The 25925-nt window shown below is 73.3% G+C and carries 19 protein-coding genes and 3 tRNA genes; 7 read left to right on the top strand and 15 right to left on the bottom strand.

Annotated elements, in window-relative coordinates:
• Positions 1 to 24: 24 nt before the first annotated feature.
• From ACWEMJ_RS02105 to ACWEMJ_RS02095, 3 genes are all read right to left on the bottom strand, one after another.
• Entirely contained in the window at positions 25 to 1167 is a 1143-nt protein-coding gene (locus ACWEMJ_RS02105; protein WP_452134988.1) for a YncE family protein, read from the bottom strand.
• On the bottom strand, positions 1164 to 1790 hold the full coding sequence (locus ACWEMJ_RS02100; protein WP_452134987.1) for an ankyrin repeat domain-containing protein: 627 nt from the start codon (positions 1788 to 1790) through the stop codon (positions 1164 to 1166). The genes ACWEMJ_RS02105 and ACWEMJ_RS02100 overlap by 4 nt, the downstream gene beginning before the upstream one ends.
• Positions 1791 to 2293: 503 nt before the next feature.
• Positions 2294 to 2367 (bottom strand) — tRNA-Ile (locus tag ACWEMJ_RS02095).
• Between the two features lie 656 nt (positions 2368 to 3023).
• On the opposite strand from ACWEMJ_RS02095, the gene ACWEMJ_RS02090 reads away from it, so the two are divergent.
• Positions 3024 to 3728, top strand: a complete 705-nt coding sequence (locus tag ACWEMJ_RS02090; RefSeq protein ID WP_452134986.1) for a trypsin-like serine peptidase — start codon at positions 3024 to 3026, stop codon at positions 3726 to 3728.
• A gap of 109 nt (positions 3729 to 3837) precedes the next feature.
• Here ACWEMJ_RS02090 and ACWEMJ_RS02085 read toward each other — a convergent pair.
• Together ACWEMJ_RS02085 and ACWEMJ_RS02080 are read right to left on the bottom strand one after the other, a co-directional pair.
• Positions 3838 to 3910: transfer RNA gene (locus ACWEMJ_RS02085), tRNA-Asn, on the bottom strand.
• 5 nt (positions 3911 to 3915) lie between these two features.
• Positions 3916 to 3988: transfer RNA gene (locus ACWEMJ_RS02080), tRNA-Asn, on the bottom strand.
• Positions 3989 to 4311: 323 nt separating this feature from the next.
• On the opposite strand from ACWEMJ_RS02080, the gene ACWEMJ_RS02075 reads away from it, so the two are divergent.
• The 3 genes from ACWEMJ_RS02075 to ACWEMJ_RS02065 all read left to right on the top strand — a co-directional run bounded on the left by ACWEMJ_RS02075 (position 4312) and on the right by ACWEMJ_RS02065 (position 7723).
• A complete protein-coding gene (locus ACWEMJ_RS02075; RefSeq protein ID WP_452134985.1) occupies positions 4312 to 4605 on the top strand; it encodes a hypothetical protein in 294 nt (97 codons plus the stop codon).
• Positions 4606 to 4772: 167 nt separating this feature from the next.
• Entirely contained in the window at positions 4773 to 6212 is a 1440-nt protein-coding gene (locus ACWEMJ_RS02070; protein WP_452134984.1) for an FGGY family carbohydrate kinase, read from the top strand.
• 98 nt (positions 6213 to 6310) lie between these two features.
• Positions 6311 to 7723, top strand: a complete 1413-nt coding sequence (locus ACWEMJ_RS02065; RefSeq protein ID WP_452134983.1) for a glutamate decarboxylase — start codon at positions 6311 to 6313, stop codon at positions 7721 to 7723.
• A gap of 26 nt (positions 7724 to 7749) precedes the next feature.
• Here the strand turns inward: ACWEMJ_RS02065 and ACWEMJ_RS02060 are convergent, their stop codons facing one another.
• The 3 genes from ACWEMJ_RS02060 to ACWEMJ_RS02050 all read right to left on the bottom strand — a co-directional run bounded on the left by ACWEMJ_RS02060 (position 7750) and on the right by ACWEMJ_RS02050 (position 12406).
• Positions 7750 to 8925, bottom strand: a complete 1176-nt coding sequence (locus ACWEMJ_RS02060; protein WP_452134982.1) for an RNA polymerase sigma factor — start codon at positions 8923 to 8925, stop codon at positions 7750 to 7752.
• 178 nt (positions 8926 to 9103) lie between these two features.
• On the bottom strand, positions 9104 to 11014 hold the full coding sequence (dnaG, locus tag ACWEMJ_RS02055) for a DNA primase (RefSeq protein ID WP_452134981.1): 1911 nt from the start codon (positions 11012 to 11014) through the stop codon (positions 9104 to 9106).
• A gap of 117 nt (positions 11015 to 11131) precedes the next feature.
• On the bottom strand, positions 11132 to 12406 hold the full coding sequence (locus ACWEMJ_RS02050; protein WP_452134980.1) for a deoxyguanosinetriphosphate triphosphohydrolase: 1275 nt from the start codon (positions 12404 to 12406) through the stop codon (positions 11132 to 11134).
• A gap of 168 nt (positions 12407 to 12574) precedes the next feature.
• Between ACWEMJ_RS02050 and ACWEMJ_RS02045 the strand changes: the two genes are divergently transcribed.
• Both ACWEMJ_RS02045 and ACWEMJ_RS02040 read left to right on the top strand, forming a co-directional pair.
• Positions 12575 to 13198: a helix-turn-helix domain-containing protein gene (locus ACWEMJ_RS02045; protein ID WP_452134979.1), complete on the top strand. Its 624-nt coding sequence runs from the start codon at positions 12575 to 12577 to the stop codon at positions 13196 to 13198.
• Positions 13195 to 14586 (top strand): MFS transporter, encoded by a 1392-nt coding sequence (locus ACWEMJ_RS02040; protein WP_452134978.1) that lies wholly within the window; start codon positions 13195 to 13197, stop codon positions 14584 to 14586. The genes ACWEMJ_RS02045 and ACWEMJ_RS02040 overlap by 4 nt, the downstream gene beginning before the upstream one ends.
• A 64-nt stretch (positions 14587 to 14650) precedes the next feature.
• Here ACWEMJ_RS02040 and ACWEMJ_RS02035 read toward each other — a convergent pair whose 3' ends face one another.
• From ACWEMJ_RS02035 to ACWEMJ_RS02025, 3 genes are all read right to left on the bottom strand, one after another.
• The gene (locus ACWEMJ_RS02035; protein ID WP_452134977.1) at positions 14651 to 17272 is read right to left on the bottom strand and encodes a hypothetical protein; all 2622 of its coding nucleotides are present in this window, start codon (positions 17270 to 17272) and stop codon (positions 14651 to 14653) included.
• Between the two features lie 211 nt (positions 17273 to 17483).
• Positions 17484 to 18428 carry an SGNH/GDSL hydrolase family protein gene (locus tag ACWEMJ_RS02030; RefSeq protein WP_452134976.1) on the bottom strand — a complete coding sequence of 315 codons (945 nt, stop codon included), beginning with the start codon at positions 18426 to 18428 and terminating at the stop codon, positions 17484 to 17486.
• Entirely contained in the window at positions 18429 to 19370 is a 942-nt protein-coding gene (locus ACWEMJ_RS02025) for a PAC2 family protein (protein WP_452134975.1), read from the bottom strand. It abuts the gene before it with no gap.
• Between the two features lie 652 nt (positions 19371 to 20022).
• Between ACWEMJ_RS02025 and ACWEMJ_RS02020 the strand changes: the two genes are divergently transcribed.
• Positions 20023 to 20778, top strand: a complete 756-nt coding sequence (locus ACWEMJ_RS02020; RefSeq protein ID WP_452134974.1) for a GNAT family N-acetyltransferase — start codon at positions 20023 to 20025, stop codon at positions 20776 to 20778.
• 166 nt (positions 20779 to 20944) lie between these two features.
• On the opposite strand, the gene ACWEMJ_RS02015 is transcribed toward ACWEMJ_RS02020, so the two are convergent.
• The 4 genes from ACWEMJ_RS02015 to ppdK form a co-directional block, all read right to left on the bottom strand.
• Positions 20945 to 21274: a transcriptional regulator gene (locus tag ACWEMJ_RS02015; protein WP_452134973.1), complete on the bottom strand. Its 330-nt coding sequence runs from the start codon at positions 21272 to 21274 to the stop codon at positions 20945 to 20947.
• Positions 21271 to 21831: a hypothetical protein gene (locus ACWEMJ_RS02010; RefSeq protein WP_452134972.1), complete on the bottom strand. Its 561-nt coding sequence runs from the start codon at positions 21829 to 21831 to the stop codon at positions 21271 to 21273. The genes ACWEMJ_RS02015 and ACWEMJ_RS02010 overlap by 4 nt, the downstream gene beginning before the upstream one ends.
• A gap of 68 nt (positions 21832 to 21899) precedes the next feature.
• The gene (locus tag ACWEMJ_RS02005; protein ID WP_452134971.1) at positions 21900 to 22415 is read right to left on the bottom strand and encodes a ribonuclease; all 516 of its coding nucleotides are present in this window, start codon (positions 22413 to 22415) and stop codon (positions 21900 to 21902) included.
• Positions 22416 to 22694: 279 nt separating this feature from the next.
• Entirely contained in the window at positions 22695 to 25598 is a 2904-nt protein-coding gene (gene ppdK, locus ACWEMJ_RS02000; protein ID WP_452135011.1) for a pyruvate, phosphate dikinase, read from the bottom strand.
• Between the last annotated feature and the right edge of the window lie 327 nt (positions 25599 to 25925).

Genomic DNA, 25925 nt, shown 5'->3' with positions numbered 1-25925 from the left:
CGACGGGCGGGCCGCGATCGGATGTCAGAGCACGGCGACCCCCAACGGGCGGTGTCCTACCTCCAGGCGGTGGGTGGCACCGGATTCGAGATCGACCAGGGTGATCCCGTCCCACGCGCCGTCCCGGGTGAAGCCGCCGGTGACGTACGCCGTCCGCCCGTCCCGGGAGAGGGCGACGTTCTCGTGCGGGAGGCCGAGCGGGTAGACCCGTTCGCGGCCGTCCGGTTGGCGGACGGTCAGGCTCGGCCCGGTGTCGTCCCTGGTGATGGGGCCGCTGCCGACCACCAGCAGCCGGCCGTCCGGGGCGACGGTGGCGCCGTGCTGGTGGGTGTTGGCCGTCATCGGCTCGATCGACACCTGCCCCGTGGCCGGGTCGACCACGGCCAGCCGCTCGCCCTCGAACGGGAGCAGCAGCCTGCCGTCACCGGGCCGGACCGCCGCGTAGTGCGGTTTCAGCCAGGATCCGAGCCCGCCCTCCGTCCCGTACGGTGCGACCTGGATCCGGCGGGTGGCCAACCCCTCGGCGGCCACCACGGTGACGTCGAAGGAGTCGTGGCCGGTGGCGTACACCTCCCGGCCGTCGGCCGACACGTCCACGTCGAACGGCCGCCGCCCCACCGGGGCGACCCCGGTGACCTGGCCGGACGCCGTGTCGATCACCTCCAACACCCCGTTCATCCCCGGTATGTTGACCCCGACGTACAGGCGGCTGCCGTCCGGCGACAGCGCCAGCCCCATGCCGCCCCCTCGGTACTCGCCGGTCTCGGCCGGGCCGGTGCCGGTGCGGTACGCGATGCTCCGCAGCAGCGAGCGGGTGTGGGTGTCCACCTCTGCGACGCCCTCGGCGGTGCTCACCCAGGCCTGGCCGTCCGCCCCGAGCGCCACCGCGTACGGGGCGGTGCCGACCCGCACCGAACCGATCGCGCCGCGCTCCGGGTCGACGAACGTCACGGTGTCCGCCCCGAAGTCGGCGACCAGCAGCGTGCCCTCCGGAGTGGGCAGGCCGGCGGGCGCCGCGTCGGCGGACGGAGCGGGTGCCGTCCGGGCGGCCGGAGCGGCCGGGCCCGGTCCGTCGCCGTCCGGTGTGGCGCAGCCTGCCAGCAGGGCGGCCAGCGCCGGGACGGCGGCCAGCAGCGGCAGTGCGGTGCGCCGTCGGCGGGCGGTCATGAGGCGTCTCCCTTCCACGAATCGGCTGCGGCCGCGCGCAGCAGTGCGGCGATGCCGGTGAAGCCGCGGCGCTCGGCGTGCTGGAGCGCCGTCACACCGTCGGCGTCGGCGAGCTGCGGATCGGCGCCGGCGGCGAGCAGCAGGCGGACGATCTCGGTGTGCGGGCGGCCGCCGTCGCCGAGGATCACGGCCTCCAGCAGGGCCGTCCACCCCAGGCGGTTGACGTGGTCGACATCGAGGTCGGTCTCCGCCAACACCGCCTGGACGTAGGCGACATGGCCGCGCTCGGCGGCGGGTATCAGGCTGATCCCGCCGAAGCGGTTGGTCAGCCCGAAATCCGGACCGGCGACCAGCAGCGCCCGCATCATGGCGACACTGCCGGTGACGCCGGTGACCAGCCACGGGCTGTCCTCCCGGTGGTCCTGCGCATCCGGATCCGCGCCCGCCGCCACCAGGAACTCGGCGACGGCCACCTGATCGGCCAGCGCGGCGGCCAGCAGCGCCGTCCGCCCCTGCGGATCCCGTGCCTCCAGGTCGGCCCCGGCGGCCAGGGCGGACCGGACGGCGGCCACATCGCCGGCGGGCGCGGCGTCGAGCAGCCGCTGGTCCAATGCGGTCGTCATCACGGTTCTCCTCCTGAGGGACGGCAGGTACAGCACGGAAGGCCTCGACAGACGCGGTGTGGGGGCGAAATCCCGGTCCACTTGATATTTGCCCTGTCGCCCACCGCGATTCGTCGGCCGACCGGCCAGTCCCGGCGAGCTTTCCGGTTGATACCGGCATCATCCGATCGGTGGATGCGCGCGCAGCTCAGGAGGAAAACCGCAGGTCAGGGATCCGGCACCAGGCCGTCGGACCCACCGGACCTGTCGGAGCGATCCTGCTGAGGGCCGATCAGACCCGACGTCGCCGCCGCGTGACAGCCGGGCAGCCACGATCGACTCGAAGGTTGGTACAAACCCCGCACAACCGCGTCACAACGGCCGCAGCAATGTCCCCCGGAGGGTGAATCTCAGCCCGGAAACAGGCCGCCCGACACGCCGATGCCCTACAGTTTGCGTGGCAGGCCGGGGCGTTTCACCTGGTCAGGGGGCCCCATCGGCTGACGTTCGATCAGCGGCCGAGGTAGGGCGGGTGGGACTCGAACCCACGACCAAGGGATTATGAGTCCCCTGCTCTAACCGGCTGAGCTACCGCCCCCCGACTCGACCCGCCGGGACCGACACGCGGCCCTGGCAGCAGTGGACGGCCCCTCAGGGACGCCCCCGGCAGCATAGCCGGTCGATCACCCCTGGTGCGCGCCGGGGGCGCATCCGGGTCCGCCCCTTTTCCGTCCGCCCGCGCCGCCCGTCCGGCGGTCACTCCGACGAGCGAAGAACGCACCGGAACGGCGCGGGTACGGCGCAGCTGTCGGCCGCGGCCGCCGGGTCGGCGACCGCCCGGCCCGGATGCCCCTCCCGCCCCGGCCGCCGACCCCGACGCCTCGCGTTCGCGCAGGTGACGCCACGTCAGACCGTCGGGCAGCCCACGACCGGTCCGCGCCCGCGCAGCCGCGGCAGCCCGGCCCCGAACGCCCCAGCCCGCCCCGGAACGGACAGCAGCGGCAACCCGATCACCGCCCGTCGGGGCCGCCCCGCCGGACCCGCCCCGCACGCACGACTCGCGGACGCCGCAGCCTTCCTGACGCCCACTCGGCCGGGCCCGCCGCCGGGCCGGTTGCCGGTGCGGCGCGGGCCCTGGTAGATCTTGCTGCATCCGCCGCCCGACACCCGGGGCGGGCCGCCGAGCAGAAGCGAGTGACGGTGCCGCGCACCTCTTCCCGAACGGGCCGTGGCCCGGCCGCCGCGGCCTGCGCTGTGCTGCTCCTGCTGGCGGCGGCGACCGGCTGCACCTCCGCCGCGAAGTCCGGCGACGACGGCCCGACCGCCCGTCCCGCGCCGGCGGACACCGCGAGCAACCGGATCGGGCCGCTGTTCGTGGACGACACCGACGGCATGCGGGCCTGCACGGCCGCCGTGGTGCGCAGCCGGGGCCGCAACCTGGTGATCACCGCCGCCCACTGCGCGGCCCCGCACGGCGTCCCGCTGGACGACCTGGTGTTCGCCCCCGGCTACCGCGACCAGCGCGCCCCGTACGGGAGTTGGCCGGTGTCCGAGGTACTGGTGGACCCGCGCTGGGGGCCCGACGAGAACGAGGGGTACGACGTCGCGTTCCTCCTCCTCGACGCGTTGAACGGCCGGCAGGTGGAGGACCAGGTGGGCGGCTACTCGCTCGCCACCGGGCAGGGAGTCGGCCTGAAGGTCACCGTCACCGGCTATCCCAACAGCTCCACGTCCCCCATCACGTGCCAGGGCCGGACCACCTCGCGCAGCAGCACCCAGCAGCGCTTCGACTGCTCCGGCTTCACCGACGGCACCAGCGGCAGCCCCTGGGTGACCGAGCAGAGCCAGGTCGTCGGCGTCATAGGGGGTTATCAGCAGGGCGGCAACAGCCCGGACGTCTCCTACAGCGTGGCCTTCGGCGACCGCCTCGCCGCCCTCTACCGGCAGGCCGGCGGCTGAGCCGTGAGCAGGAACACGCGCGGGGGAACCCGGGGCGGGAGACACGAAGGCCCCTCGGTCTCACCGAAGGGCCTTCGCTCTGTACTGATCACCGCGACTTCCGGTGAAGCTCCCCCAATTGGACTCGAACCAATAACCTGCCGATTAACAGTCGGCTGCTCTGCCAATTGAGCTATGGGGGACCGCGCTCCTCCAATTGGACTCGAACCAATAACCTGCCGATTAACAGTCGGCTGCTCTGCCAATTGAGCTATGGAGGATCGTGCTTCCGCCTCGCCCACCCCGGCTTCCGGATCTCTCCGGGCCCTCGGTGCTCGCTGCGGGACATACACTAGCGCACTCAGGGGGGTGTTCCGCCAATCGCTTTCGGCAGCGGCCTCCCCCACCTCGGCCGCGGGCCGCCCGGGGGTGCCCGGCACCGGGGGGTGCGGCGTGCCCCGCGCGCGCCGTACGGTGCGGGCGGGGATGCTGGTGCACGGCGGTTCCGGGTGGCCCGGACCCGCCACCGGCAGGGCGGTTCACGGCCCGGCCGGACGGGTAGACGCGGCACACAATCGCGCGCGACGAAGGGTGGAACCAGGGCATGTGGAAGCTGTCGTTGATCGTGGGCGTCGGAATCGGGTACGTCCTGGGCGCCCGGGCCGGGCGGGAGCGGTACGACCAGCTGGCCGGTGCGGCCCGGCAGCTGCGGGAGAACCCGCGGGTGCAGGACGCGGCGGGCAAGGCCAAGCAGCAGGCGGGCGCGGTGGCGGGGAAGGCGGCCGGGGCGGTGGCCGACAAGGTCGGCGAGAAGCTGCCGAACGCGCTGACCGAGCGCGTCCCGTACTTCGCCAAGCACCACGGCGAGGACGACGGCTGGGGCACCGTCCGCCCCTGATCGCGGCGGGGGCCCGGGCGGCACCGCAGGCCTGATCCCGCCGGCGGCGCACGGAACGCCTCCGACCAGGCACGGAGGGTCGGCGGCGGGGCCGGTTCCGGTACCGACTGGGCAACACTTGCGGCAGTCCGGCCCGCCCCGGCCGCCGACTGCGGCATGATCTCGGCATGGCCATCGTCGCGGGCATCGACAGCTCCACCACTCGCACCCGGATCGTCGCGTGCGACGCCGACACCGGCGCCGTGCTGCGGCAGGGCCGGGCCCCCCATCCGCTGCCCGAGGGCGCCGACGCCCGCTCCACCGAGGTCGATCCGCAGTCCTGGCTGCACTCGCTGGGCGACGCCGCCGCCGGGGGCCTGCTGGAGGGTGTCCGGGCGATCGGGGTGTCCGCGCAGCAGCACGGCCTGATCGGCCTGGACGCCGGCGGTGTGCTGGTACGGCCCGCGCTGCTGTGGAACGACCCGCGTTCGGCGGGCTCGGCGGCCGCGCTGCTGGACGCGCTCGGCGGCGCGGAGCCCTGGGTGGAGGCGATCGGCGCCGTCCCCGGCCCCACGTACACCATCGCCAAGCTGCGCTGGCTGGCCGAGTTCGAGCCGGTGTCGGCGCAGCGGATCGCCGAAGTGCTGCTGCCGCACGACTGGCTGGTCTCGCAGCTCCTGGGCGGCACCCGGCGGCGCACCACGGACCGCGGCGACGCGTCCGGCACCGGCTACTGGTCGCCGATCACCGGCGAGTACCGGCAGGACCTGATCAAGCTGGCGTTCGGCCACGAGCTGAAGGTGCCGGACGTGCTCGGCCCGGCCGAGCCCGCCGGGCACACCCCCGAAGGGCTGCTGATCTCGGCCGGCACCGGCGAGAACATGGCGGCGTCGCTGGGGCTCGGGCTGGGCCCGGGCGACGCGGTGGTGTCGCTGGGCGGCAACGGCACGATCTTCGCGGTGCACGACCGGGCGGTGGTCGACCCGTCCGGCCTGGTGTCCTCGTTCGCGGACGCCACCGGCCGGCACCTGCCGATGGTGGCGACGCTGAACGCCGCGCAGGTGCTGCGCTCCACCGCCGCGATGCTCGGCACCGACCTGGAGGGCCTGTCGGAGCTGGCGCTGCAGTCCTCGCCGGGCGCGTACGGGATGGTCTTCCTGCCGTACCTGGACGGCGAGCGCACCCCGAAGCTCCCGCAGGCGGCGGGCACCCTGACCGGGCTGCGGGCCGAGTCGATGGCGCCGCAGCACGTGGCGCGGGCCGCCGTCGAGGGCATGCTGTGCAACCTGGCCGAGGCGCTGGACGTGCTGCGCGGCCACGGCGTCGCGGTGAACCGGGTGTTCCTGCTGGGGACCGCCGGCCGGCTGCCCGCCGTCCAGCAGATCGCGCCGCTGGTGTTCGGGCTGCCCGTGGTGATACCGCCGCGCGGCGACCACGCGGCCCGCGGCGCGGCCCGCCAGGCCGCCTGGGCGCTCGCCGGGACGCCCGAACCCCCGCGGTGGGAGCTGCCCGACGTCACGCTGCTCGCCCCCGAGCAGGAGCACGACCTGGCGGTCGGCAACGCGGTCCGCCAGCAGTACGCGGCGATGCGCGAGCAGTACCACCCGGAGACCGCCGCGAGCTCCTGATCCGGCGTCCGGAGCGGTCGTCCGAGCGGCTGTTGAGGGTGCGTCGGCCCGTAAGGGGTGACAACGTGGGGGCTCCACGAGTGGAGGGACGTTCCGTCATGGCGTTGCACAAGGGACAGGCGCACGGGCAGGACGACCGCCGGCTGCCGTTCAGTCCGCTGCACGTACTGACCGATCCGCTGGGCGCGATGCAGGTCGCCCCGCCGCTGCACCGGCTCCCCCGGATGCCGATCCCGCCCTCCGTCGCGTACCAGTTGATCCACGACGAACTGATGCTGGACGGCAACGCCAAGCTCAACCTGGCGACCTTCGTCACCACGCAGATGGACGAGTACGCGGACCGGCTGATGGCCGAGTGCCGCGACAAGAACATGATCGACAAGGACGAGTACCCGCAGACCGCCGAGCTGGAGCGGCGCTGCGTGGCGATCCTCGCCGACCTGTGGCACGCGCCCGATCCCGGTGCGGCGGTGGGCTGTTCGACCACCGGCTCCAGTGAGGCCTGCATGCTCGCCGGGATGGCGCTCAAGCGGCGCTGGATGCGGCGCAACGCCGACCGGTACGCGGCCGGGGCGCGGCCCAACCTGGTGATGGGCATCAACGTGCAGGTCTGCTGGGAGAAGTTCTGCAACTTCTGGGAGGTCGAGCCGCGGCTGGTCCCGATGGAGGGCGACCGCTTCCACCTGACCGCCGACCAGGCCGTGGCGCACTGCGACGAGAACACCATCGGCGTGGTGGGCATCCTCGGCTCCACCTTCGACGGCTCGTACGAGCCGATCGCCGAGATCTGCGCCGCCCTGGACGACCTCCAGCAGCGCACCGGGCTCGACATCCCCGTGCACGTCGACGGCGCCTCCGGCGGCATGGTCGCGCCGTTCCTGGACCCGGACCTGGAGTGGGACTTCCGGCTGCCCCGGGTCGCCTCGATCAACGTCAGTGGCCACAAATTCGGACTGGTGTACCCCGGGGTCGGCTGGGCGCTGTGGCGGGACGGCGAGGCGCTGCCCGAGGAGCTGGTGTTCCGGGTCAACTACCTGGGCGGCGACATGCCCACCTTCGCGCTGAACTTCTCCCGGCCGGGCGCGGAGGTGGTCGCTCAGTACTACACCTTCCTGCGGCTCGGGCGTTCCGGGTTCCACGCCGTGCAGCAGGCTTGCCGGGACGTCGCCGAGTACCTCGCCGGGGAGATCGAGAAGCTCGCGCCGTTCCGGCTGATCACCCGGGGCGACCAGCTGCCGGTGTTCGCCTTCAGCACGGTCGAGGGCAGCCCGTTCGACGTGTTCGACGTCTCCCGGCGGCTGCGCGAACGCGGCTGGCAGGTGCCCGCCTACCGGTTCCCGGAGGGGCGGACCGACCTGGCGGTGCTGCGGCTGGTGTGCCGCAACGGGTTCACCCGGGACTTGGCGGACCTGCTGCTCGGCGACCTGCGACGGCTGCTGCCCGAGTTGGAGCGCCAGCCCGCGCCGCTCAGCGAGTTGGGCATGCCGCAGCGCAGCGGCTTCCACCACTGACGGCCGGGCGGGGCGGGCGGGCCGGGTCAGTCCAGGTAGCCGCGGAGCTGGTCGGCGAAGGCGTGCTCGCGGAGCTTGCGCAGGGTCTTCGCCTCGATCTGCCGGATCCGTTCCCGGGTCACGCCGAACAGCTGGCCGATCTCCTCCAGGGTGCGCGGGCGGCCGTCGTCGAGGCCGTAGCGGAGCTGGACCACCTGGCGTTCGCGCTCGGCGAGGGTGGCCAGCACGGCGTCCAGGTGTTCGCGCAGCAGCAGGAAGGCGGCGCTCTCCGGCGGGGAGGCGGCGTCGGCGTCCTCGATCAGGTCGCCGAGGGCGACGTCGTCCTCCTCACCGACCGGGGTGTGCAGCGAGACCGGTTCCTGGGCCAGCTTGAGGACCTCCCGGACGCGCTCCGGCGGCAGTTGGAGCACCTCCCCGACCTCGGCGGCGGTCGGCTCCACGCCGCGCTCCTGCAGCAGGGCGCGCTGCACCCGCAGCACCCGGTTGATCAGCTCGACCACGTGCACCGGTACCCGGATGGTGCGGGCCTGGTCGGCGAGGGCGCGGCTCATCGCCTGGCGTATCCACCAGGTCGCGTAGGTGGAGAACTTGTAGCCGCGGGCGTAGTCGAACTTCTCCACGGCTCTGATCAGGCCGAGGTTGCCCTCCTGCACCAGGTCGAGCAGGGTCAGGCCGCGCCCGATGTAGCGCTTGGCGACCGAGACCACCAACCGCAGGTTGGCCTCGATCAGGCGGCGCTTGGCGATCCGGCCGAGCACGACCAGGCGGTCCAGGTCGTCCGCGAGCCGCTCGTCCGCGCCCGGGGCGGTGCGGTCGAGCGCCTCCTCGGCGAACAGGCCGGCCTCGATCTGGCAGGCCAGTTCGACCTCCTCGGCGGCGGTCAGCAGCCGGATCCGGCCGATCTCGCGCAGGTACTGCCGCAGCAGGTCGGCGGCCGGGCCGACGCCCTCGTCCAGGGCGGGTTCCGGGGGCTCGTCGGCGAGGTCGGCGGCAGTGGGCTCGGTCTCGGGGACGGTTCCGGCCTCGGCGCCGGCTTCGGCCTCCGGGACGGCCTCCGGGTCCGTCGGCCCGGCCGGGGGCTCGGCCGGGGGCTCGGCCGGGGGCTCGGCGGCAGGGAGTTGCGGGCCCGGCCGGAGCGGGATCGCGGCGTCCGGGGCGGGGGCGGACCGGTGCGGGCGGGCGACTGAGAGCTCCACGGGCATCCCTCCAGGGGCCGCGCGCGGCCTGGGGGTTGCCGCGCCACACCGAAGGGGATACCCAGCCCGGCGTGCCCGGGCACCTGCGGGCGGCCGCGAGCCCGACGGACGGCATCCGGCGCACGCGCGGGTGCCACCGGGCGGGAGGGGGCGCCCCGGGGAGCGGCGAGCAGACGGGCGGCGGTCAGAGGGCGGCCGCGCCGCGCGAACGCAGCTGCTGGCCGTACTGCTGCAGGGCCCACAACTCGCTCTGCACCGGGTGCAGTTCCTCCGCGGTCGCCCGGTCGCCCAGCCGGCGCAGGTGGGCGCGGACCTCGCCGACCCGGCGGTCCACGGCCTGCAGCCGGAGCTTGACCAGGAACTCCCCCGCGTACACCTCGTCGGCCTTGCGCCGGGAGCGGATCGGCTCCACGGTCAGCTCGGTGACCAGGCCGCGGACCTGGTCGTCCGGGCTGGCCTCGCGGACGGCGGCGGTGAAGTCCGGCAGGCTCGCGCCGTACGCGGTGCCGCCGACCTGGCCGATGGCGCGGCGGACGGCCCGGTACGGCGGGGTGGGGAACTCGTCCTCGCCGTACTGGTCGAACGCCGGGCTGACCAACTCGGGGTGCTGGAGGGCGAGTTTGAGCAGCTCGCGCTCGACGAACTGCGCCGGGTCGCGCGGGTTGAGCCGGAACGCCGGACGCTCCGGCCGGACCGGCTGCTGCCCGGCGGGCTCGGCGCGGTGCAGCGGCCGGCGCTGGCCGTTCTGCTGGTTCTCCCGCTGCCAGCGGGCGAGTTGGGAGATCCGGCGGACCACGAACTGCTCGTCCAGGATGCCGACCATGCCGGCCAGCTGGACGGCATACTCGTGCTGGATCGAGCGGTCCTTGATCTTGACGATGATCCCGGCGGCCTCTTCGAGTGCGGCGGCGCGGCCCTCGGCGGTGTCCACCCGGTGCCGGGCGACCGCCGAGCGGAGCGCGAACTCGAACAGCGGGACGGGCTTCTCCACCAGGGCGCGGACCGCCTCGTCGCCCTGGGCGAGGCGCAGGTCGCACGGGTCCATGCCGCCCGGGGTGATGGCGATGGAGGTGCGGGCGGCGAACTTCTGGTCGTCCTCGAAGGCCCGCAGGGCGGCCTTCTGGCCGGCGGCGTCACCGTCGAAGGTGAAGACCGTCTCACCCCGGTAGGTGGAGGTGTCCATCAGCAGCCGACGGATGATCTTGATGTGGTCCTCGCCGAACGCGGTGCCGCAGGTGGCCACCGCCGTGGTGACGCCCGCCAGGTGACAGGCCATCACGTCGGTGTAGCCCTCGACCACCACCGCCCGGCCGGACTTGGCGATCTCCTTGCGGGCCAGATCGATGCCGTACAGGACGTTCGACTTCTTGTAGATCGGCGTCTCGGGGGTGTTCAGGTACTTCGGACCGTTGTCGTCCTCGCGCAGCCGGCGGGCGCCGAAGCCGACCACGTCGCCCGAACTGTCCCGGATCGGCCAGACCAGGCGGCCCCGGAACCGGTCGATCAGGCCGCCGCGCTGACCCTGCGAGGCCAGGCCGCCGACCGAGATCTCCTTGTCGGTGAAGCCCCTGCCGCGCAGGAAACGCACCAGATGCTCCCAGCCGGCCGGGGCATAGCCCACCCCGAAGTGCTTGGCGGCGGCCTCGTCGAAGCCCCGCTCGTCGAGGAAGCGGCGGCCGATCTCGCCCTCCGGGGTGGCCAGCTGCTCCTGGAACCAGGCGGCGGCGACCTTGTGCGCCTCGACCAGCCTGGTCCGCTCGCCCTGCTGGTGGCGCGGGCTGTAGCCGCCCTCCTCGTAGCGCAGGGTGATGCCCGCCTGGGCGGCCATCCGCTCGACCGCCTCCGCGAACGAGCAGTGCTCGATCTTCATCAGGAAGGTGATCGTGTCGCCGGACTCGCCGCAGCCGAAGCAGTGGAAGACGCCCTTGCCCGGGTGCACGTAGAACGACGCGGACTTCTCGTCGTGGAACGGGCACACGCCCTTCAGCTGGGCGCCGCCGCCGTTGGCCAGCTGCACGTAGTCGCCGACCACGGCGTCGATCGGCAGGGCGGCACGCACCGCCTGCACATCCTCGTCCCTGATCCTCCCGGCCACTTGGAAAGTCTACGGGAGCGGCCGTGCGAACCGGCCGGTGCGGCGGTCGGTTCAGCGGTCGGGCGGGCGGGCCGGTCGGGCGGGGCGGTCGGGCGGGGCGGCCGCCCCGGGGCGGGCTCAGCCGGTGAGCTTGGCGTGCAGGGCCAGGGCGGAGGCGTCGGTCAGGGTGGCGATCTGGTCGATGACGGTGCGCAGCGCGGCGCGGTCGTCCTCGGCCTCCGCGTACTGGGCGGCGAAGACCGGGTCCAGTCCGTCCGGGGCGGTGCGCAGCAGGGCGTCGGCGAGTTCGGCGATCACCACGCGCTGGCGGGAGCGGAGCAGGGCCTGCTCGTCGCGCTGCATGACGTACCGGACGGCGACCGCCTTGAGCACCGCGCACTCCAGCCGGACCCCGCGCGGGACGACCAGCTCGGCGGCGTACCGGGTGAGCGGGCCGGGGCCGTAGCGGGCCCGGGTGGCCTGTTCGGCGGCCAGGCAGAACCGGCCGATCAGCTGGCTGGTGAAGTCCTTGAGGCCGGCCCGGGCGCGGGCGGTGCCGTCGTAGGAGACGGGCCACCAGTCCTCGGCCTGCAGGCGGTCGAGGGCCTCGCCGAACTCGGCCGGGCCGGTCCGCGGCGCGAACCGCTCGGCGATCTCGAACAGTTCGGCCCGCTCCTGCGGGGCCCGCAGCGCCGCCGGGTCGATGTGCCCGGCCTGCAGGCCGTCCTCCACGTCGTGGGTGGAGTACGCGACGTCGTCGGACCAGTCCATCACGGTGGCCTCGAAGCACCGGCGGCCGTCCGGCGCGCCGATGCGCATCCAGCGGAAGACCGGCAGATCGTCGCCGTACACGCCGTACTTGGTGGAGGCCGGGTCGGTGGGGTGGCCGCCGCGTGCCCACGGGTACTTGGTGGCGGCGTCCAGCGCGGCCCTGGTCAGGTTGAGGCCGACGCTGCGGCCGGGCCAGGGGGCGAGCCGGACCTCGGGCTCGTCGAGCGGGGCGAAGCGCTTGGGTTCCAGCCTGGTCAGGATGCGCAGCGACTGGGCGTTGCCCTCGAAGCCGCCGCAGGCCTCGGCGGCCTGGTCGAGCGCCTGCTCGCCGGTGTGGCCGAACGGCGGGTGGCCGATGTCGTGGGCCAGGCAGGCGGTCTCCACCAGGTCCGGATCGCAGCCGAGCGCCGCTCCCAGCTCCCGGCCGACCTGCGCGCACTCCAGCGAGTGGGTGAGACGGGTGCGCGGGAAGTCGCTGCGCATCGGCGCGACCACCTGGGTTGTCCCCGCCAGGCGGCGGAGCGCGGCCGAGTGCAGCACCCGGGCGCGGTCGCGTTGGAAGGCGGTGCGGCCGGGCCGCTTGTCGGGCTCGGGCACCCAGCGGGCTTCGGACTGCGGATCGTACGGAGGAGTGGTCTTCATATATCAGCCACCGTACGCCGAGTGACGGACATTCGAACGTGCGCCGCGCGAACACCGGATGCCGCGGAGGCCAAGCGCCGCATGCCCACAGGGCCTCTCCGAGCAGTGCAGAGATTTCTCTGCAAACAGGTCTATGCAGAGAAGTCTCTGCACTCTAGTGTTGCCCCCATGAACGAGCACCACCCCGAAGAACACCGCCCCGCCGCCGCGCCGCACGACCAGCGCCCGTCCCGCCGACTGGACGCCAACAGCCTGCGCGGCCTGGCCCACCCGCTGCGGATGCAGCTGCTGGACGAGCTCCGGCTGAACGGCCCCTCGACCTCCGCCCGGCTCGCCGACCGCACCGGCGAATCCACCGGCACCATCAGCTGGCACCTGCGACACCTCGCCGAGCACGGCTTCATCGAGGAGGAGCTCGGCCGGGGCACCAAGCGGGAGCGCTGGTGGCGCGCCGTACGCGGCGCGATCACGCTGGCCGCCGCCGACTTCGCGCAGGACCCCGGCGCCAAGGCAGCGGTCTCCGTCTACCAGGCGGAGAACCTGCGCCGTCAGTACCAGCGGGTCGCGGACGCGCTGGCCGCCGAGTGGGAGGGCGAGTGGCGCGACGTGGGCCTCGTGAGCGACTGGAGCAACCTGCGCCTGACCGCCGCCCAACTGCGCGCCCTCAGCGAGGAACTGGCCGAGGTCGTCGCCCGCCACACCCCCGCCCCGGATGCCGTGCCCGACCCCGACGCGCGGCCGGCCATCGTCCAGATCCAGGTGCTGCCCCGAAAGGAACCCGACCGGCCATGACCTCGACCGCCTCCGCCGAGCCCCACCGCGCCGAGCCCCTCCCCGTCGGGTCCCGCCGCCCGGAGCCGCCGCACTCCGGCTCCGGCCCCGCCGATCCGACCGCCCGCAGGCCCGTCGGACTGCTGCGCCGCCACCGCGACTTCCGGCTGCTGTGGGTCGGCGAGACCGCCAACAAGTACGGCTCCGCCGTGACCGGCCTCGCCCTGCCGCTGATCGCGGTCAGCACCCTGCACGCGAGCACCTTCCAGGTCGGCCTGCTCGGCGCGGCAGGCTGGCTGCCCTGGCTGCTGATCGGCCTTCCCGCCGGGGTGTGGGTGGACCGGCTGCGCTGCCGCCCGATCATGCTCACCGCGACCACCGTCTCGCTGGTGCTGTACGCCACCGTCCCGCTGGCCGCCCTCGCCGGGACGCTCACCCTGTGGCACCTGCTGGCCGTGGCCCTGCTCGCCGGGGCCGCCGGGGTGTTCTTCCAGACCGCCTACACCGCCTACCTGCCGCAGCTGCTCTCCCCCGCGGACCAGGCCGAGGGCAACGCCAAGCTGCACGGCAGCGCCTCCGCGGCAGGCATCGTAGGACTCGGCAGCGGCGGCCTGATCGCCCAACTCGCCGGACCGGTCAACGGACTGCTCGCCAACACCGCGACGTTCCTGCTCTCGCTCTGCTGCACCGCCCGGATCGGCCACCGCGAGACCGGCCGCACCGACCGGCCCCGCCGCGCGCTGCGCAAGGAGATCGGCGAGGGCCTGCGACTGCTCGCCTCCGACGTCTGGTTCCGCACCTTCACCCTGTTCGGCGCCGCCTCCAACCTGGTGCTGACGGGCTACCAGTCGCTGCTGGTGGTCTTCCTGATCCGCGAGGTCGGCATCGGCGAGGGCACCGTCGGCCTGCTGGTCGGCCTGGCCTCCACCGGCGGCATCGTCGGCGCGGCCTTCGCCCGCCGGGTCGCCGCCCGGCTCGGCACCTCCCGCGCCATGCTGGTGCTCGAACTCGTGCTGCCCGCCCTGACCGTCCTCATCCCGCTCACCGGTCGCGGCACCGGACTGGCCTGGTACCTGATCGGCGGCTTCGGCGCCTCCGCCGGCGTGGTCGCGGGCAACGTCATCAAGTCGACCTTCCAGCAGCGCTACTGCCCGCCGGAGCTGCTCGGACGGCTCTCCGCCAGCAGCGCGGTGCTCAACTTCGGCTCCATCCCGCTCGGCGCCGTGCTCGCCGGCGTCCTCGGCACCCAGCTGGGCGTGCGCCCCGCGATGTGGTTGATGACCATCGGCGTGCCGCTGGCCGCCCTGATCCTCTGGTGCTCCCCGATGCGCCACGTCCGCGAACTGCCCACCGAGCGACGGGGATCGGGCCCCGCCGAGCCGGCCCCGGCTGCGGCCGGGGCGAGCTGACACCTCTCCGCCGACGACCGGCGGGGGCCGAACGGAAGCGGACCGAACGCCGCCTCCCGGTCGGTCAGCGCTGTGTCCGGCCCGGGCCGACCGATTGGCGCGGGATGCGTACGCGGCGGGCCGGGGCCGGCACCGCCGTCGGCGGTACGAGCGGTGCGGCTTCGGAGTGGGAGTTGCCTGTCGGATCGCCTGCCGGATCCTGCCCCTGCCGACCGGGCGCCGCCGATGCGGCGGGCTGCGCGGTGGCTCCCTTTTCGGCCGCGTCCGCCTGCTGACGCAGCATCACCGACTCCCCGTGGGCCGATGGCACACCCGCCGTCGCGGCCCGCCCGTACCACTCCAGGGCGCGCTCGACCTGGCGGCTGTCCGCCAGCATCCGGGCGGCCGCGAGCAGGGCATCCCGATCACCGGCCTCGGCGGCCCGCTCGTACCAGTCGAGCGCCTCGTCGGTCCGGCCCCGGCTCTCCAGCATCTCGGCCGCTTCGGACAGGGCCTGCCGGTCGCCGGTGTCGGCGAACCTCTGCACCCACTCGATGGCCCCGTCCGTGGTCAGCGAACCGGACAGCATCCGGGACGCCTCCCGCAGCCGGACCGGCTCCGGACGGTCCGCCGAACGCAGCAGCAGGTCCGCTTCGAAGTACCGGCCGCCGTCCTTCAGCAGCTCCACGGCGTCGAGCAGCAGCGGGGCGCCTGCCGCCCGCCGGCCGGCCGCGGGCCGCTCACGGCTGGTCCCGGTGCCGTCGGCAGCTGCGGCGACCGGGAGGGGACGGGGGTGCGCACGGTCGGCGGTCGTCGTCGATCGCCGGTCGAGCTGTTCCATCACGCGGACCGTCTCCGCCGAGGCGTGCCGGTCTCCGGCCCTGATCGCGGCGCGGTACCAGCTGACGGACTCCTGCGACCTGCCCAGCTCGGCCAGCAGTCGGCCGAGTTCCCGCATCGCGCAGGTGTCGCCCCGGCCGGCGGCGAGCTCGTACCAGTGCACCGCCCGGACCCGGTCGCCGTTGCGCTCCAGCATGTCGGCCGCCTGGAACAGCGCCGCCTCGTTGCCCGCCTCGACCGCCTTGGCGTACCAGTCCAGTGCCCCGGCCAGGTCGCCGTCCCGCTCGCACTGTTCGGCGAGCTCCCGCAGGGCCTGGTGGTCGCCGATGTGCGCGAACCAGGGCAGGTCTCCGTACTGACCGTGTCTGGCGTACAGCGCCGCGGCCTCGTGGAAGGCCGTCTCGTCGCAGGCCGCCGCGGCCCGTTCGTAGCAGGCGGCCGCCTCGTCGATCCGGCCTGCCGCCTCCCACATCTCTGCTGCCTCGTGCACCGTGGTGACCCCCTGTTCCCACGCGCGTTCCCACCAGGCGACCGCCTGGTCCGTTCTGCCGGCCGACGCCCAGATCCTGGCGCAGGCGGCGGGTGCCGCTGGATGCCCGTCGGCCGCTGCCCGCGCGAACCGGTCCAGGGCCTCGTCCCGCCGGCCGAGCCCGGCGAGCAACAGCCCCGCCCGGTAGTGGGCGCCCGGGTGGCCGGCCCTGGCGGCCGCTTCGAACCGCTCCAGCGCCGCGGCGGTCTCGCCGGTGCGGCCGAGGAGTTCGGCGCACCGGCAGAGCGCGTCGGTGTCCCCCGCCGCTGCGGCCCGGTCGTACCAGGCGACGGCCTGCCGGTACTGCCCGTCGCGCTCCAGCAGTTCGGCCGCCCTCGTCGCGGCGCCCGCCACTCCGAGGTCGGCTGCCGTGACGCACCGGTCGGCGGCCTCCGCCGTCCGGCCGGCCTCGGCGAGCAGGGCCGCGGCGTCCAGCAGCGCGGCGTGGTGGCCCGCCTCGGCGGCCGAGGCGCAGAGGCCGAGCGCGACCCGGTCGAGTCCGCGAACCGCTGCCGCACGGGCGAGGGCGGGCCGGTCGGCGGGGTGGGCGTGCCGCGTCAGGCACTCCCACAGGCCGGCGGGCACGGCGCGGCTCTCCCGTTCCGGCCGCAACTCCCGTACCAGCGCCGCTGCCAGCCGCACCTCGGCGGTCTGCCGGCCGGCCTCGTCCGACCCGGGACCGTCCGACGCCAGCGCGCCGCCCGCCTCCGGGTCCTCGGCCCGCAGGTAGGCCCACGCTTCGGCGGCGCCGACCGGCCCCAGCACGTCGCGCTGGTGCTCCGCCACGTAGTGCTGAGCGGCGGCCGTCACCAGGGCGACAGGCAGGGCCGGACGGTGACCGAGGCGCACTGCGTCCAGTGCGGCGTCGACCAGCGCCCTCGCCTCGGCCGGGGCCGCGTAGTAGCGGTGCACCAGCCGGGGACCGACCGGTCCTGCGCCACTCGCGCGCCGCCGCCCGGCGGACCGCTCCCCTTCACCGGCAGGGGTCGGCGGAACGTTCGGTGCCTGCCCGTGCCCGGACCGGCTCCGCGTCCGCGCGCCCGGTCCTCGCCGATCGGCTTCCAGCAGGGCTGCCCAGTAGCGGGCGCGGCGGACCGGGAGCCCGGCGGCGCGGGACAACTCCCTTGCCACGATGGTCAGCCGGTCGATCTCCCGGGGCAGGGAGCGTCCGGACAGCCAACCGTTGAGGGTGGACGGGCCGATCCCGCCGAGCCGGGCCAGCTGTTTCTGGGTGATCGTCCGGCCGCCGGAACGACGGGCCGCCTCCCAGAGCAGAAGCAGTTCGCGCAGCACCGCGGAGTGGGCGGCACGGCCCCTCACCCGCACGTCAACTGCCATGCCAGCTCCCCGGCCGGACTCGGGGCGGATCTTCGAAACCGCCCCTCTGCGTGCAGGGTACGCACTCGGACACCCCGTCGTACCGGGTTCTCCGGGAATCACCGGCGGAATCGGCGATCCTGCCCCCACCCGGGCCCGTGACCTGCTATAGGGCCGTCGGCCAGGTGCAACCCACCGACCGCACGGCCTGCCCGGGCCGGATGCGGGGAGATCAGTGCGGTTGCCGCAGGGAGGTCAGGACGGCGGTGGCCATGCCCTGCTGGCCCTGCGCGTTGGGATGGATCGGGGCCAGGCCGCCCGTGGCGCCGAGCGGTTCGATCCAGCGGGTGCCCTCCGCCTCGCACATGTCGTGGCCGACGGACGAGGTGTAGGTGTCGACGAACGTCACGTCGGCCGCCTCGGCCCGTTGGCGGAGCATGGCATTCAGCTGCTGCTCCTGCTCGGTGACGAATCCGATGTCGGCCTCCGCGATCCCGTCTCCCAGGGTCTCGCTGCACCGGGCCGGATCCTGCGGCAGCAGTGCCGGGTAGCCGATCAGCAGGATCCTGGCCTGCGGTGCCCGCCGCTTGACCTCGCTGATGGCGGTCGTGAGCCGCTCGCCGGTGTCCTGCACCTTCCGCTGGATCTCACCGCGCCCGGTGCCGGTGGTGTAGTAGCTGCGGCAGGGCGCGTCGTTGCCGCTGCCAGTCAGGCTGTGCCGGACGTTCTCCAGGGCGCAGCGGCCCAGCACGTCGAGGAAGCCGGCGTCGTTCCCGCCGATGCCGAGCGTGACCAGGCGGGTCTGGGGGCCGACCGCGTCCAACTGCGGTGGGTTGACCCCGCGGTCGGTCCGCTGGGCGGCGGTCAGGTCGCCCGTCCGGGCGCCGCTGCAGCTGACGTCGGTGAACTCCTGGAGGCCGAGCTCCCGGGCCACCAGCGACGGGTAGTTGACGCCGGACCGGCCGCAGCCCGCGGGCGAGCCCCCTTGCGGCGGGATTCGCAGGCCGGAGGTGTAGGAGTCTCCGAGTGCCACGTACGGCCCGGTGACAGGTGTGACGGAGGGGCTGGGCGTCGCCGGCCGGTCGGGGCCCGGCCTCGGAGCGGTCTCGGTGGCGCTGCACGCCGCGGTGCCGATCAGCAGCACCGCGGCCGCGGCGGCCAGCAGGTGGCGGCGCACTTACTCCGCGCCGCGCTCGTGCTCGGCGAGGAACTCCTCGAATCGGCGGCCGAGCTCGTCGGCCGAGGGGAGGTCGGTGGTCTCGGCCAGCAGGCTCTCGCGGTCGGCCGCGCCGGAGACCGCGTCGTACTGGCTCTCCATGCCCTGGATCGCGGAGCGCAGTTCGCCGTCGCCCTGGGAGAGTTGGTCCTCGATCTCGGCGTAGACCTCGTTGACCCGCGCGCGCAGTTCGCTGCCGGGCATGACCAGGCCGGTCGCGGACTGCACCGCCTCCAGGATCACCACCGCGGCGGAGGGGTACGCGGAGCGGGCGATGTAGTGGGGCACGTGCGCGGCGAAGCCCAGCACGTCGTGGCCGGACTCGGCGAGCCGGTACTCGACCAGTGCCTGCGCGCTGCCCGGGACCTGCGCCTGGTCGAACCACTTGGGGTGGCCCGCCGCCAGGTCGACCCGGTTGCCGTGCGGGGTGAGACTGACCGGCCGGGTGTGCGGCACGCCCATCGGGATGCCGTGGAAGGAGACGGCCAGGCGGATCTCGAACCGCTCCACCAGATCCCGTACGGCGGCGGCGAACAGCTCCCACTCGGTGTCCGGCTCGGGGCCGGTGAGCACCAGGAACGGCGCGCCCACGGAGTCGCGCACCAGCTGGAGGAGGATCTCCGGCGGTTCGTAGTCCGTCCAGCTCTCCCGGTCGAAGGTCATGGCGGGGCGACGGGCCCGGTAGTCGACCAGCCGGTCGTGGTCGAACCTGGCGACCACCTGCGGCGAACCGTGCTCCAGCAGGTGCGCCACTACCTGGCCGCCCGCCTCGCCGGCGTCCATGAAGCCCTCGAAGTGGTACAGCAGCACCAGGCCGGCGCCGGCCTCCGCGGCGGCCCGGGCCGCCGCCAGGGCGGTCACGCCCTGCGGTTCCAGCTCGTACAGCTCCTTGGGATCACGCACAGCGCACCCAACCCCGTTCCGTCTTGTCGTCTCGGAATGCTTTCGGATCTGATCTGTCCAGCGTGCGACGGCTCGCCGGAATTCCCGTCCGCGCGCGAGTCTTCACTCCGTCTCTCGAATCCTCTCACCTCCCTGGAAAGCCGCTGGTCGTGGAGGTCGCGCACGGGTCGGGCGGTAATATGACGGGGCGTCTCGGCGTGCCGAAAGGACCCGCGCGCCCCTGCTGGCGCGCCGCGAAGTGACGCACCGCCTTCTGGCGGGTATCGTCCTCTCGCTGCCTCGCATCGTCGCGTCGTCGCGCCACGCCGTCTGTCACGTCGTGGGCCACGCCCCGGTCCGTTTGCGCGGTCAGCCATCCATTGCGCACCTTGCCTTCACCTGGCCGCCTGCTTCGCTTCGTGATCTCGTTTCTCTCTCGGCCATCTCGCGGACGCACACTGTCCCGTCGCTCATCCCGCCGGATCGGTCCGTCGACCCGTGTCCGTACCGGCACCGCGCTGCCCGCCTCCGGGCTGCCGACCCTTCGCACGCCCGAGCCTCTGGCGTAGCGCACCCGGGCGGCCGCTGTCCGGGGCCGGGGCGAACGACCACTGCCCACGCGCCGCGAACCCGGCACGCGGGCCCCGACGACAGCCGAAGGACCGAAGGATCCGTGCCCGTACCCGTCACCCTCTACGGCCGCACCGTGCGGCTGGAGCCCCTCGCCGAGCACCACGCCGCGGCCCTGGCCGAGGCCGGCGCCGAGGACCGTACGACCTACGCCTTCACCCCTGTCCCGCACGGCCTTGAAGCCGCCCGGGAGTACATCGCGCGCGCCCTTGCCGATCAGGCGGCGGGCCGGTCGATGCCGTACGCCACGGTGAGTACGGCCGACAACCGGGTCGTGGGCTCGACCCGGTTCCTGGAACTGGACTACTGGCAGGGGCCGCTGATCTGGCCGCCGGTGCCGGGCATCCCGCACGGCGATCCGCTGGAGGCGGTGCCGGACGCCGCGGAGATCGGGAACACCTGGCTGTCCCCGCGGGCCCAGGGCACCGGCATCAACACGGAGGCCAAGCTGCTGATGCTGCGGCACGCCTTCGAGGTCTGGGGCGTGCAGCGGATCTCGTTGCGGGCGGATGCCCGCAACGCCCGCTCCCGGGTCGCCATCGAGCGGCTGGGCGCCACCTCCGAGGGGATCCGCCGGGCGCACTCGCGCGGCCTGGACGGGGTGGTCCGGTCCACCGCGTTCTACTCGATCCTGGACGAGGAGTGGCCGGCCGTCCGCGACATCATCGAGCTGCGGATCGCCGCCGCGACCTCGCCCAGTGCGCCGGATCCGGCACCGCTCAACCAGGAGTGCCTTAGACACGGCGGCTCCCTGGTCGGCGAGCCTGTGATCGGCAGCTCGCTGCTCCCGGCCGCCTGAGACGGCCTTCCGGCCCCCGCCCGCGCGGGGGCCGGTCTGCTGCCGCAGTGGAGAATCGACGCTCTGTCGAGTTGTCAAGGAGCATGGACCTCACGCGGGTTGGCTCCACCTCCGCTCCGGGGTGTGATCCTTCTGACACTCCGCCAGGGTCGACCCGTCCTCCGGCTCAGCCCTCGCCCGGACCGCCCTCCGCCACCTCCGAGCCGGCCGCCTCCGCGGCGGCGGCCAACTGCTGGAGTGCGGCGAGGTGGGCGGCCAACGCGGCCCGGCCCTGCCCGGTCGCGGAGAGCCACGTACGTGGCCGCTTTCCCACGTAGCCCTTGCGGGCCCGCAGGTGGCCGGAGGCCTCCAGGCTCGCCGCGGTCTTGCTGAGCACCGAATCCGAGACCTGGCAGTAGTCGCGGACCACGGAGAACTCCGCTTCCCGGCACCCGCTGAGGAAGGCCAGGACGGTGAGTCTGGTCGGCTGATGGAGGGCGGGGTCGAGCCCGTTCACTGTGCGCTGCTCATGCTCTGCTCCTTGAAGTGGCGGTTGATCAGGACGATGCAGGCCCACAGCGTCAGCCCGCCGCCCGCGCCGGCGACCCCTCCGGCCCAGCTCTGGTCACCGGTGGCCAGCCAGCCGACGACGCCGCACAGCGCCGTCGCCAGGACGACCGCGCCGAGCGCCCGCAGGACGTGCGGCGGCAGCCCCCGCTCGGCTAGCCCGGCGACACCGCGGGCGCGGACGGCCGCCCGCACTATCGCCGCCTGCGCCAGCACCAGACCGAACGGGCACAGGAGTATCAGCCACAGCGCCTGACGCTCGAAGGACTGCCCGATGCCCGCGCCGTAGGCGGCGAAGGAGAGGCCCACGCCCGGGCCGTACCACCAGGGCAGCGGCTGCGGCCGCCGCGCGGCGGCCTCGGCCCGCCCGGCGATGGCGAGCGCCTCGGCGGGCGTGAGCGCCTCTTCGGGCAGCAGCCCTTCGACCTCTCCGTGTGTCAACTGCTTGTCCTCGGCCATCGAACCCCCGCGCAGCGTGCCGTCGGATCCGGCTGGTCGCCGGATCAAGTGCTGCCACTCTGACACATACTTTCCGGATTGGAAAGTAATTTACCGGCGAGCCGCCAGCAGGGTTCTCAGCAGCGCGAATCGATCTCCTGGAAGGTGCCGTAGTGGTCGGCCGTCCAGTACTGCTCGCCGGCACCGCCGGTCACCACCCGCCGGGCGCCGCGGTCGTCCGAGCCGGGGGTCACGACGGTGTACTCGTGGTAGTAGCCGGCCTTCTCGCGGGGCAGTCGGCTCTCCCGGTTCTCGAAGACGATGCCGTCCGAGCGGTACGGGTAGGGGCCGCCCTTGGCGATCAGGCCGAGGGTGTCGAGGGCCTGCGCGGGCAGCTTGCTGCGGCACACGTCGGCCAGCGCGGTGCTGGTGGGAACCCAGGTGGGCCGGTCGGCGGGCGACTTCGCCGGGGCGGACGGCTTGGGGGCGCCGGTGCCGCCGTCCCGGGTCGCCGTGGCAGCGGGCGCGGACGGGGACTTCGCGGCGCTCGGGCCGCCCTGGTCCGCCCCGCCATCCAGGAGGACGGTCAGGCCGGCGACCAGGCCGGCGACCACCAGGAGGACGAGGCTGATCAGGCGATTGCGGCTGCTCATGGCCTCAAGCTTGCCGCACCGACTCACCCGGACGGCGGAGGCCGGGCGTGCCCGTGGCGTCCGTCACTGCCCGCCGCGCCGGCTCGACGGAGGCCGGACCGTGCCGTAGTCGGGCGCGGGACGCAGTGGGGCCAACCGGGAAAACGCCGCCGGGGCGGGAGCGGACGCCATTGTCCGTTCCCGCCCCGGCTGCTCCGTACGGCGGCTCTCCTGCGCCGAGCTCCGCCGTACGCCCCTCCGATGCGGAGGGATGCGGTCAGTGATCCGCGCTGCTTCGTGTCAGCGCGAGTCGCTTCCCGCCGTCTCGATGGCGGCGCGGCCTGCCTCCAGGCGCGCCACCGGGATCCGGAAGGGGGAGCAGGACACGTAGTCCAGCCCCACCTCGTGGAAGAAGTGGACCGAGTCGGGGTCTCCGCCGTGCTCGCCGCAGACGCCGAGCTTGAGGTCGGGGCGGGTGGCCCGGCCGGCCTGCGCGGCGCTGCGGACCAGCGAGCCGACGCCGTCGCGGTCGATGGTCTCGAACGGGCTGACCCCGAAGATGCCCTTCTCCAGGTAGGCGGTGAAGAAGGAGGCCTCGACGTCGTCGCGGGAGAAGCCCCACACCGTCTGGGTCAGGTCGTTGGTGCCGAAGGAGAAGAAGTCGGCGGCCTCGGCGATCTGCCCGGCGGTCACGGCGGCGCGCGGCAGCTCGATCATGGTGCCGAGCTTGATGTCGAGGTTGACGCCGGTGGAGGCGGCGACCTCGGCCAGCACCCGCTCGCACTCGTCGCGGACCAGCTCCAGCTCCTGGACGGTGCCGACCAGCGGGATCATCACCTCGGGGCGCGGGTCGCCGCCGGCCAGCTTGCGCTCGGCCGCGGCCTCGGCGATCGCCCGGACCTGCATGCCGAACAGGCCGGGGATGACCAGGCCGAGGCGGACACCGCGCAGGCCCAGCATCGGGTTGGCCTCGTGCAGGCGGTGGACCGCCTGGAGCAGGCGCAGGTCGTTCTCGTTCGGGTCCTTGCGGGCCTCGGCGAGGGCGACGCGCACCGACAGCTCGGTGAAGTCGGGCAGGAACTCGTGCAGCGGCGGGTCGAGCAGGCGGACCGTCACCGGAAGTCCGTCCATCGACTGGAAGAGCTCCAGGAAGTCGCCCTTCTGCAGCGGCAGCAGGCTGGACAGCGCGGCCTCGCGGTCCTTGTCGTTGTCCGCCAGGATCAGGTGCTCGACCTCCTTGCGGCGTTCCTCGCCGAGGAACATGTGCTCGGTGCGGCACAGGCCGATGCCCTGGGCGCCGTACCGGCGGGCGCGGTTGGCGTCCTCGGCGTTGTCGGCGTTGGCGCGCACCGCGAGGCGGCGGCGGCCGTCGGCGTGCGACATCAGCCGGTGCACGGCCTGGACCAGCCCGCCCTGGACGTCGGCGCCGGCGTGCAGGGTGCCCTCGAAGTACTCGACCACCGGGGACGGCAGCACCGGGACCTCGCCCAGGTAGACCTTGCCGTTGGCGCCGTCGATGGACACCACGTCGCCCTCGTGGACGACCTGACCGTCGGAGGTGACGAACTTGCGGTTCTTGGTGTCGACCTCCAGCTCCTCGGCGCCGCAGACACAGGTCTTGCCCATGCCGCGGGCGACCACGGCCGCGTGCGAGGTCTTGCCGCCGCGCGAGGTGAGGATGCCCTCGGCGGCGATCATGCCTTCCAGGTCGTCGGGGTTGGTCTCGCGGCGGACCAGGATGACCTTCTCGCCGGAACGCGACCACTTCACCGCGGTGTAGGAGTCGAAGACCACCTTGCCGACCGCGGCACCGGGCGAGGCCGCGATGCCGTAGGCGACCGGCCGGGTCTCGGAGGTGGGGGCGAAGCGCGGGAACATCAGCTGGGCCAGCTGGCCGCCGGTGACCCGGTGCAGCGCCTCGTCCAGGTCGATCAGGCCCTGGTCGACCAGCTGGACGGCGATCCGGAACGCGGCGGCGGCGGTGCGCTTGCCGACGCGGGTCTGCAGCATCCAGAGCTTGCCGCGCTCGATGGTGAACTCGATGTCGCAGAGGTCCCGGTAGTGGTTCTCCAGGGTCTGCATGATGGACATCAGCTCGTCGTACGACTTCTTGTCGAGCTGCTCCAGATCGGCCAGCTGGAGGGTGTTGCGGATGCCCGCCACCACGTCCTCGCCCTGGGCGTTCTGCAGGTAGTCGCCGTAGACGCCCTGGGTGCCGGTGGAGGGATCGCGGGTGAAGGCGACACCGGTGCCGGAGTCCTCGCCGAGGTTGCCGAAGACCATGGTGCAGACGTTGACGGCGGTGCCCAGGTCGTTCGGGATGCGCTCCTGGCGGCGGTACAGGCGGGCCCGGTCGCCGTTCCAGGAGTGGAAGACCGCGTGGATCGCCAGGTCCAGCTGCTCGCGCGGCTCCTGCGGGAACTCGCGACCGGTCTCCCGGAGCACGATCCCCTTGAAGGTCTCCACCAGGGCCTTGAGGTCCTCGGCGGTGAGGTCCAGGTCGTTGACGGTGCCCTTGGCGTGCTTGGCCTCGTCCAGCGCCTCTTCGAACAGCTCGCCGTCGACGCCCAGCACGGTCTTGCCGAACATCTGGACCAGGCGACGGTAGGAGTCCCAGGCGAAGCGCTCGTTGCCGGACTGGGCGGCAAGCCCGGTCACCGAGGCGTCGGAGAGACCGATGTTCAGGACGGTGTCCATCATGCCGGGCATGGAGAACTTGGCACCGGACCGCACCGAGACCAGCAGCGGGTTGTCCGCCTGGCCGAGCTGCTTGCCCATCTGGGCCTCAAGGGCGACCAGGTGGCCGGTGATCTCCTCGTTCAGCGAGGCCGGCTCGGTGCCGGTCTCCAGGAACACCTTGCAGGCGTCGGTGGTGATGGTGAACCCCGGAGGGACGGGGAGGCCCAGGTTGGTCATCTCGGCGAGGTTCGCACCCTTCCCGCCCAGAAGATCCTTGAGGTCCTTGTTTCCTTCGGTGAAGGAGTAAACAAACTTCTGCTGCGCCGCCACGGGTCGTTCTCCTCGCACACGGTTGCCCTGACGCCGGAGAACATACCCATTTCGAAGGCTGTTTAGGGGAGCGAATAGGTCGTACGAGCTTCGAGGCGGGTTGTTGACCAGCAGATCGAATGCCGGAATAGGCGTTTGCCTGCGTTGCTGAAATCGTCCGGGTGACGCTAGTAAGCGTTCAAGAAGTGAAGACATCGCCACGCGAAGCTCATGCCGTCCGGACGCACAGTGACGACATCTGGTCCACCGCGGTTTCCCGGCTTGATTTCCTGCAGCCAGCCGCAGCCGTCGGCCCCGGAGCCCGTTCGGGAAGCGATCCGGACTTGTACACCTTGGCGAAGTCCGCTGACTGGCCGTCACTCGCCACGATATGTGGCCATCGTCACGGGCGCATCTCAGCTGTCAAGCCGAGGCCGACTACGCCAGGCGTCGCTTTCTGTTGATGGATCCGTCGCTCTGCGTGGTGCGATTTCGCCTTTGAGGCACCCCACTGTCCATCTTGGACAACTCCCCTGGGCCGGA

This window comes from Kitasatospora sp. NPDC004531 (assembly GCF_053602195.1).
Note: the sequence above shows the minus strand (reverse complement) of the source record. Positions and strands in the feature narration are given on the sequence as shown.

Coding starts and splice junctions, on each gene's coding strand:
- ACWEMJ_RS02050 (WP_452134980.1), bottom strand. CDS start 12,406: ATGAAGACCACTCCTCCGTACGATCCGCAGTCCGAAGCCCGCTGGGTG.
- ACWEMJ_RS02005 (WP_452134971.1), bottom strand. CDS start 22,415: ATGAGCAGCCGCAATCGCCTGATCAGCCTCGTCCTCCTGGTGGTCGCC.
- ACWEMJ_RS02060 (WP_452134982.1), bottom strand. CDS start 8,925: ATGCCCGTGGAGCTCTCAGTCGCCCGCCCGCACCGGTCCGCCCCCGCC.
- ACWEMJ_RS02105 (WP_452134988.1), bottom strand. CDS start 1,167: ATGACCGCCCGCCGACGGCGCACCGCACTGCCGCTGCTGGCCGCCGTC.
- ACWEMJ_RS02075 (WP_452134985.1), top strand. CDS start 4,312: ATGTGGAAGCTGTCGTTGATCGTGGGCGTCGGAATCGGGTACGTCCTG.
- ACWEMJ_RS02040 (WP_452134978.1), top strand. CDS start 13,195: ATGACCTCGACCGCCTCCGCCGAGCCCCACCGCGCCGAGCCCCTCCCC.
- ACWEMJ_RS02065 (WP_452134983.1), top strand. CDS start 6,311: ATGGCGTTGCACAAGGGACAGGCGCACGGGCAGGACGACCGCCGGCTG.
- ppdK (WP_452135011.1), bottom strand. CDS start 25,598: ATGTCTTCACTTCTTGAACGCTTACTAGCGTCACCCGGACGATTTCAG.
- ACWEMJ_RS02070 (WP_452134984.1), top strand. CDS start 4,773: ATGGCCATCGTCGCGGGCATCGACAGCTCCACCACTCGCACCCGGATC.
- ACWEMJ_RS02045 (WP_452134979.1), top strand. CDS start 12,575: ATGAACGAGCACCACCCCGAAGAACACCGCCCCGCCGCCGCGCCGCAC.
- ACWEMJ_RS02035 (WP_452134977.1), bottom strand. CDS start 17,272: ATGGCAGTTGACGTGCGGGTGAGGGGCCGTGCCGCCCACTCCGCGGTG.
- ACWEMJ_RS02100 (WP_452134987.1), bottom strand. CDS start 1,790: ATGACGACCGCATTGGACCAGCGGCTGCTCGACGCCGCGCCCGCCGGC.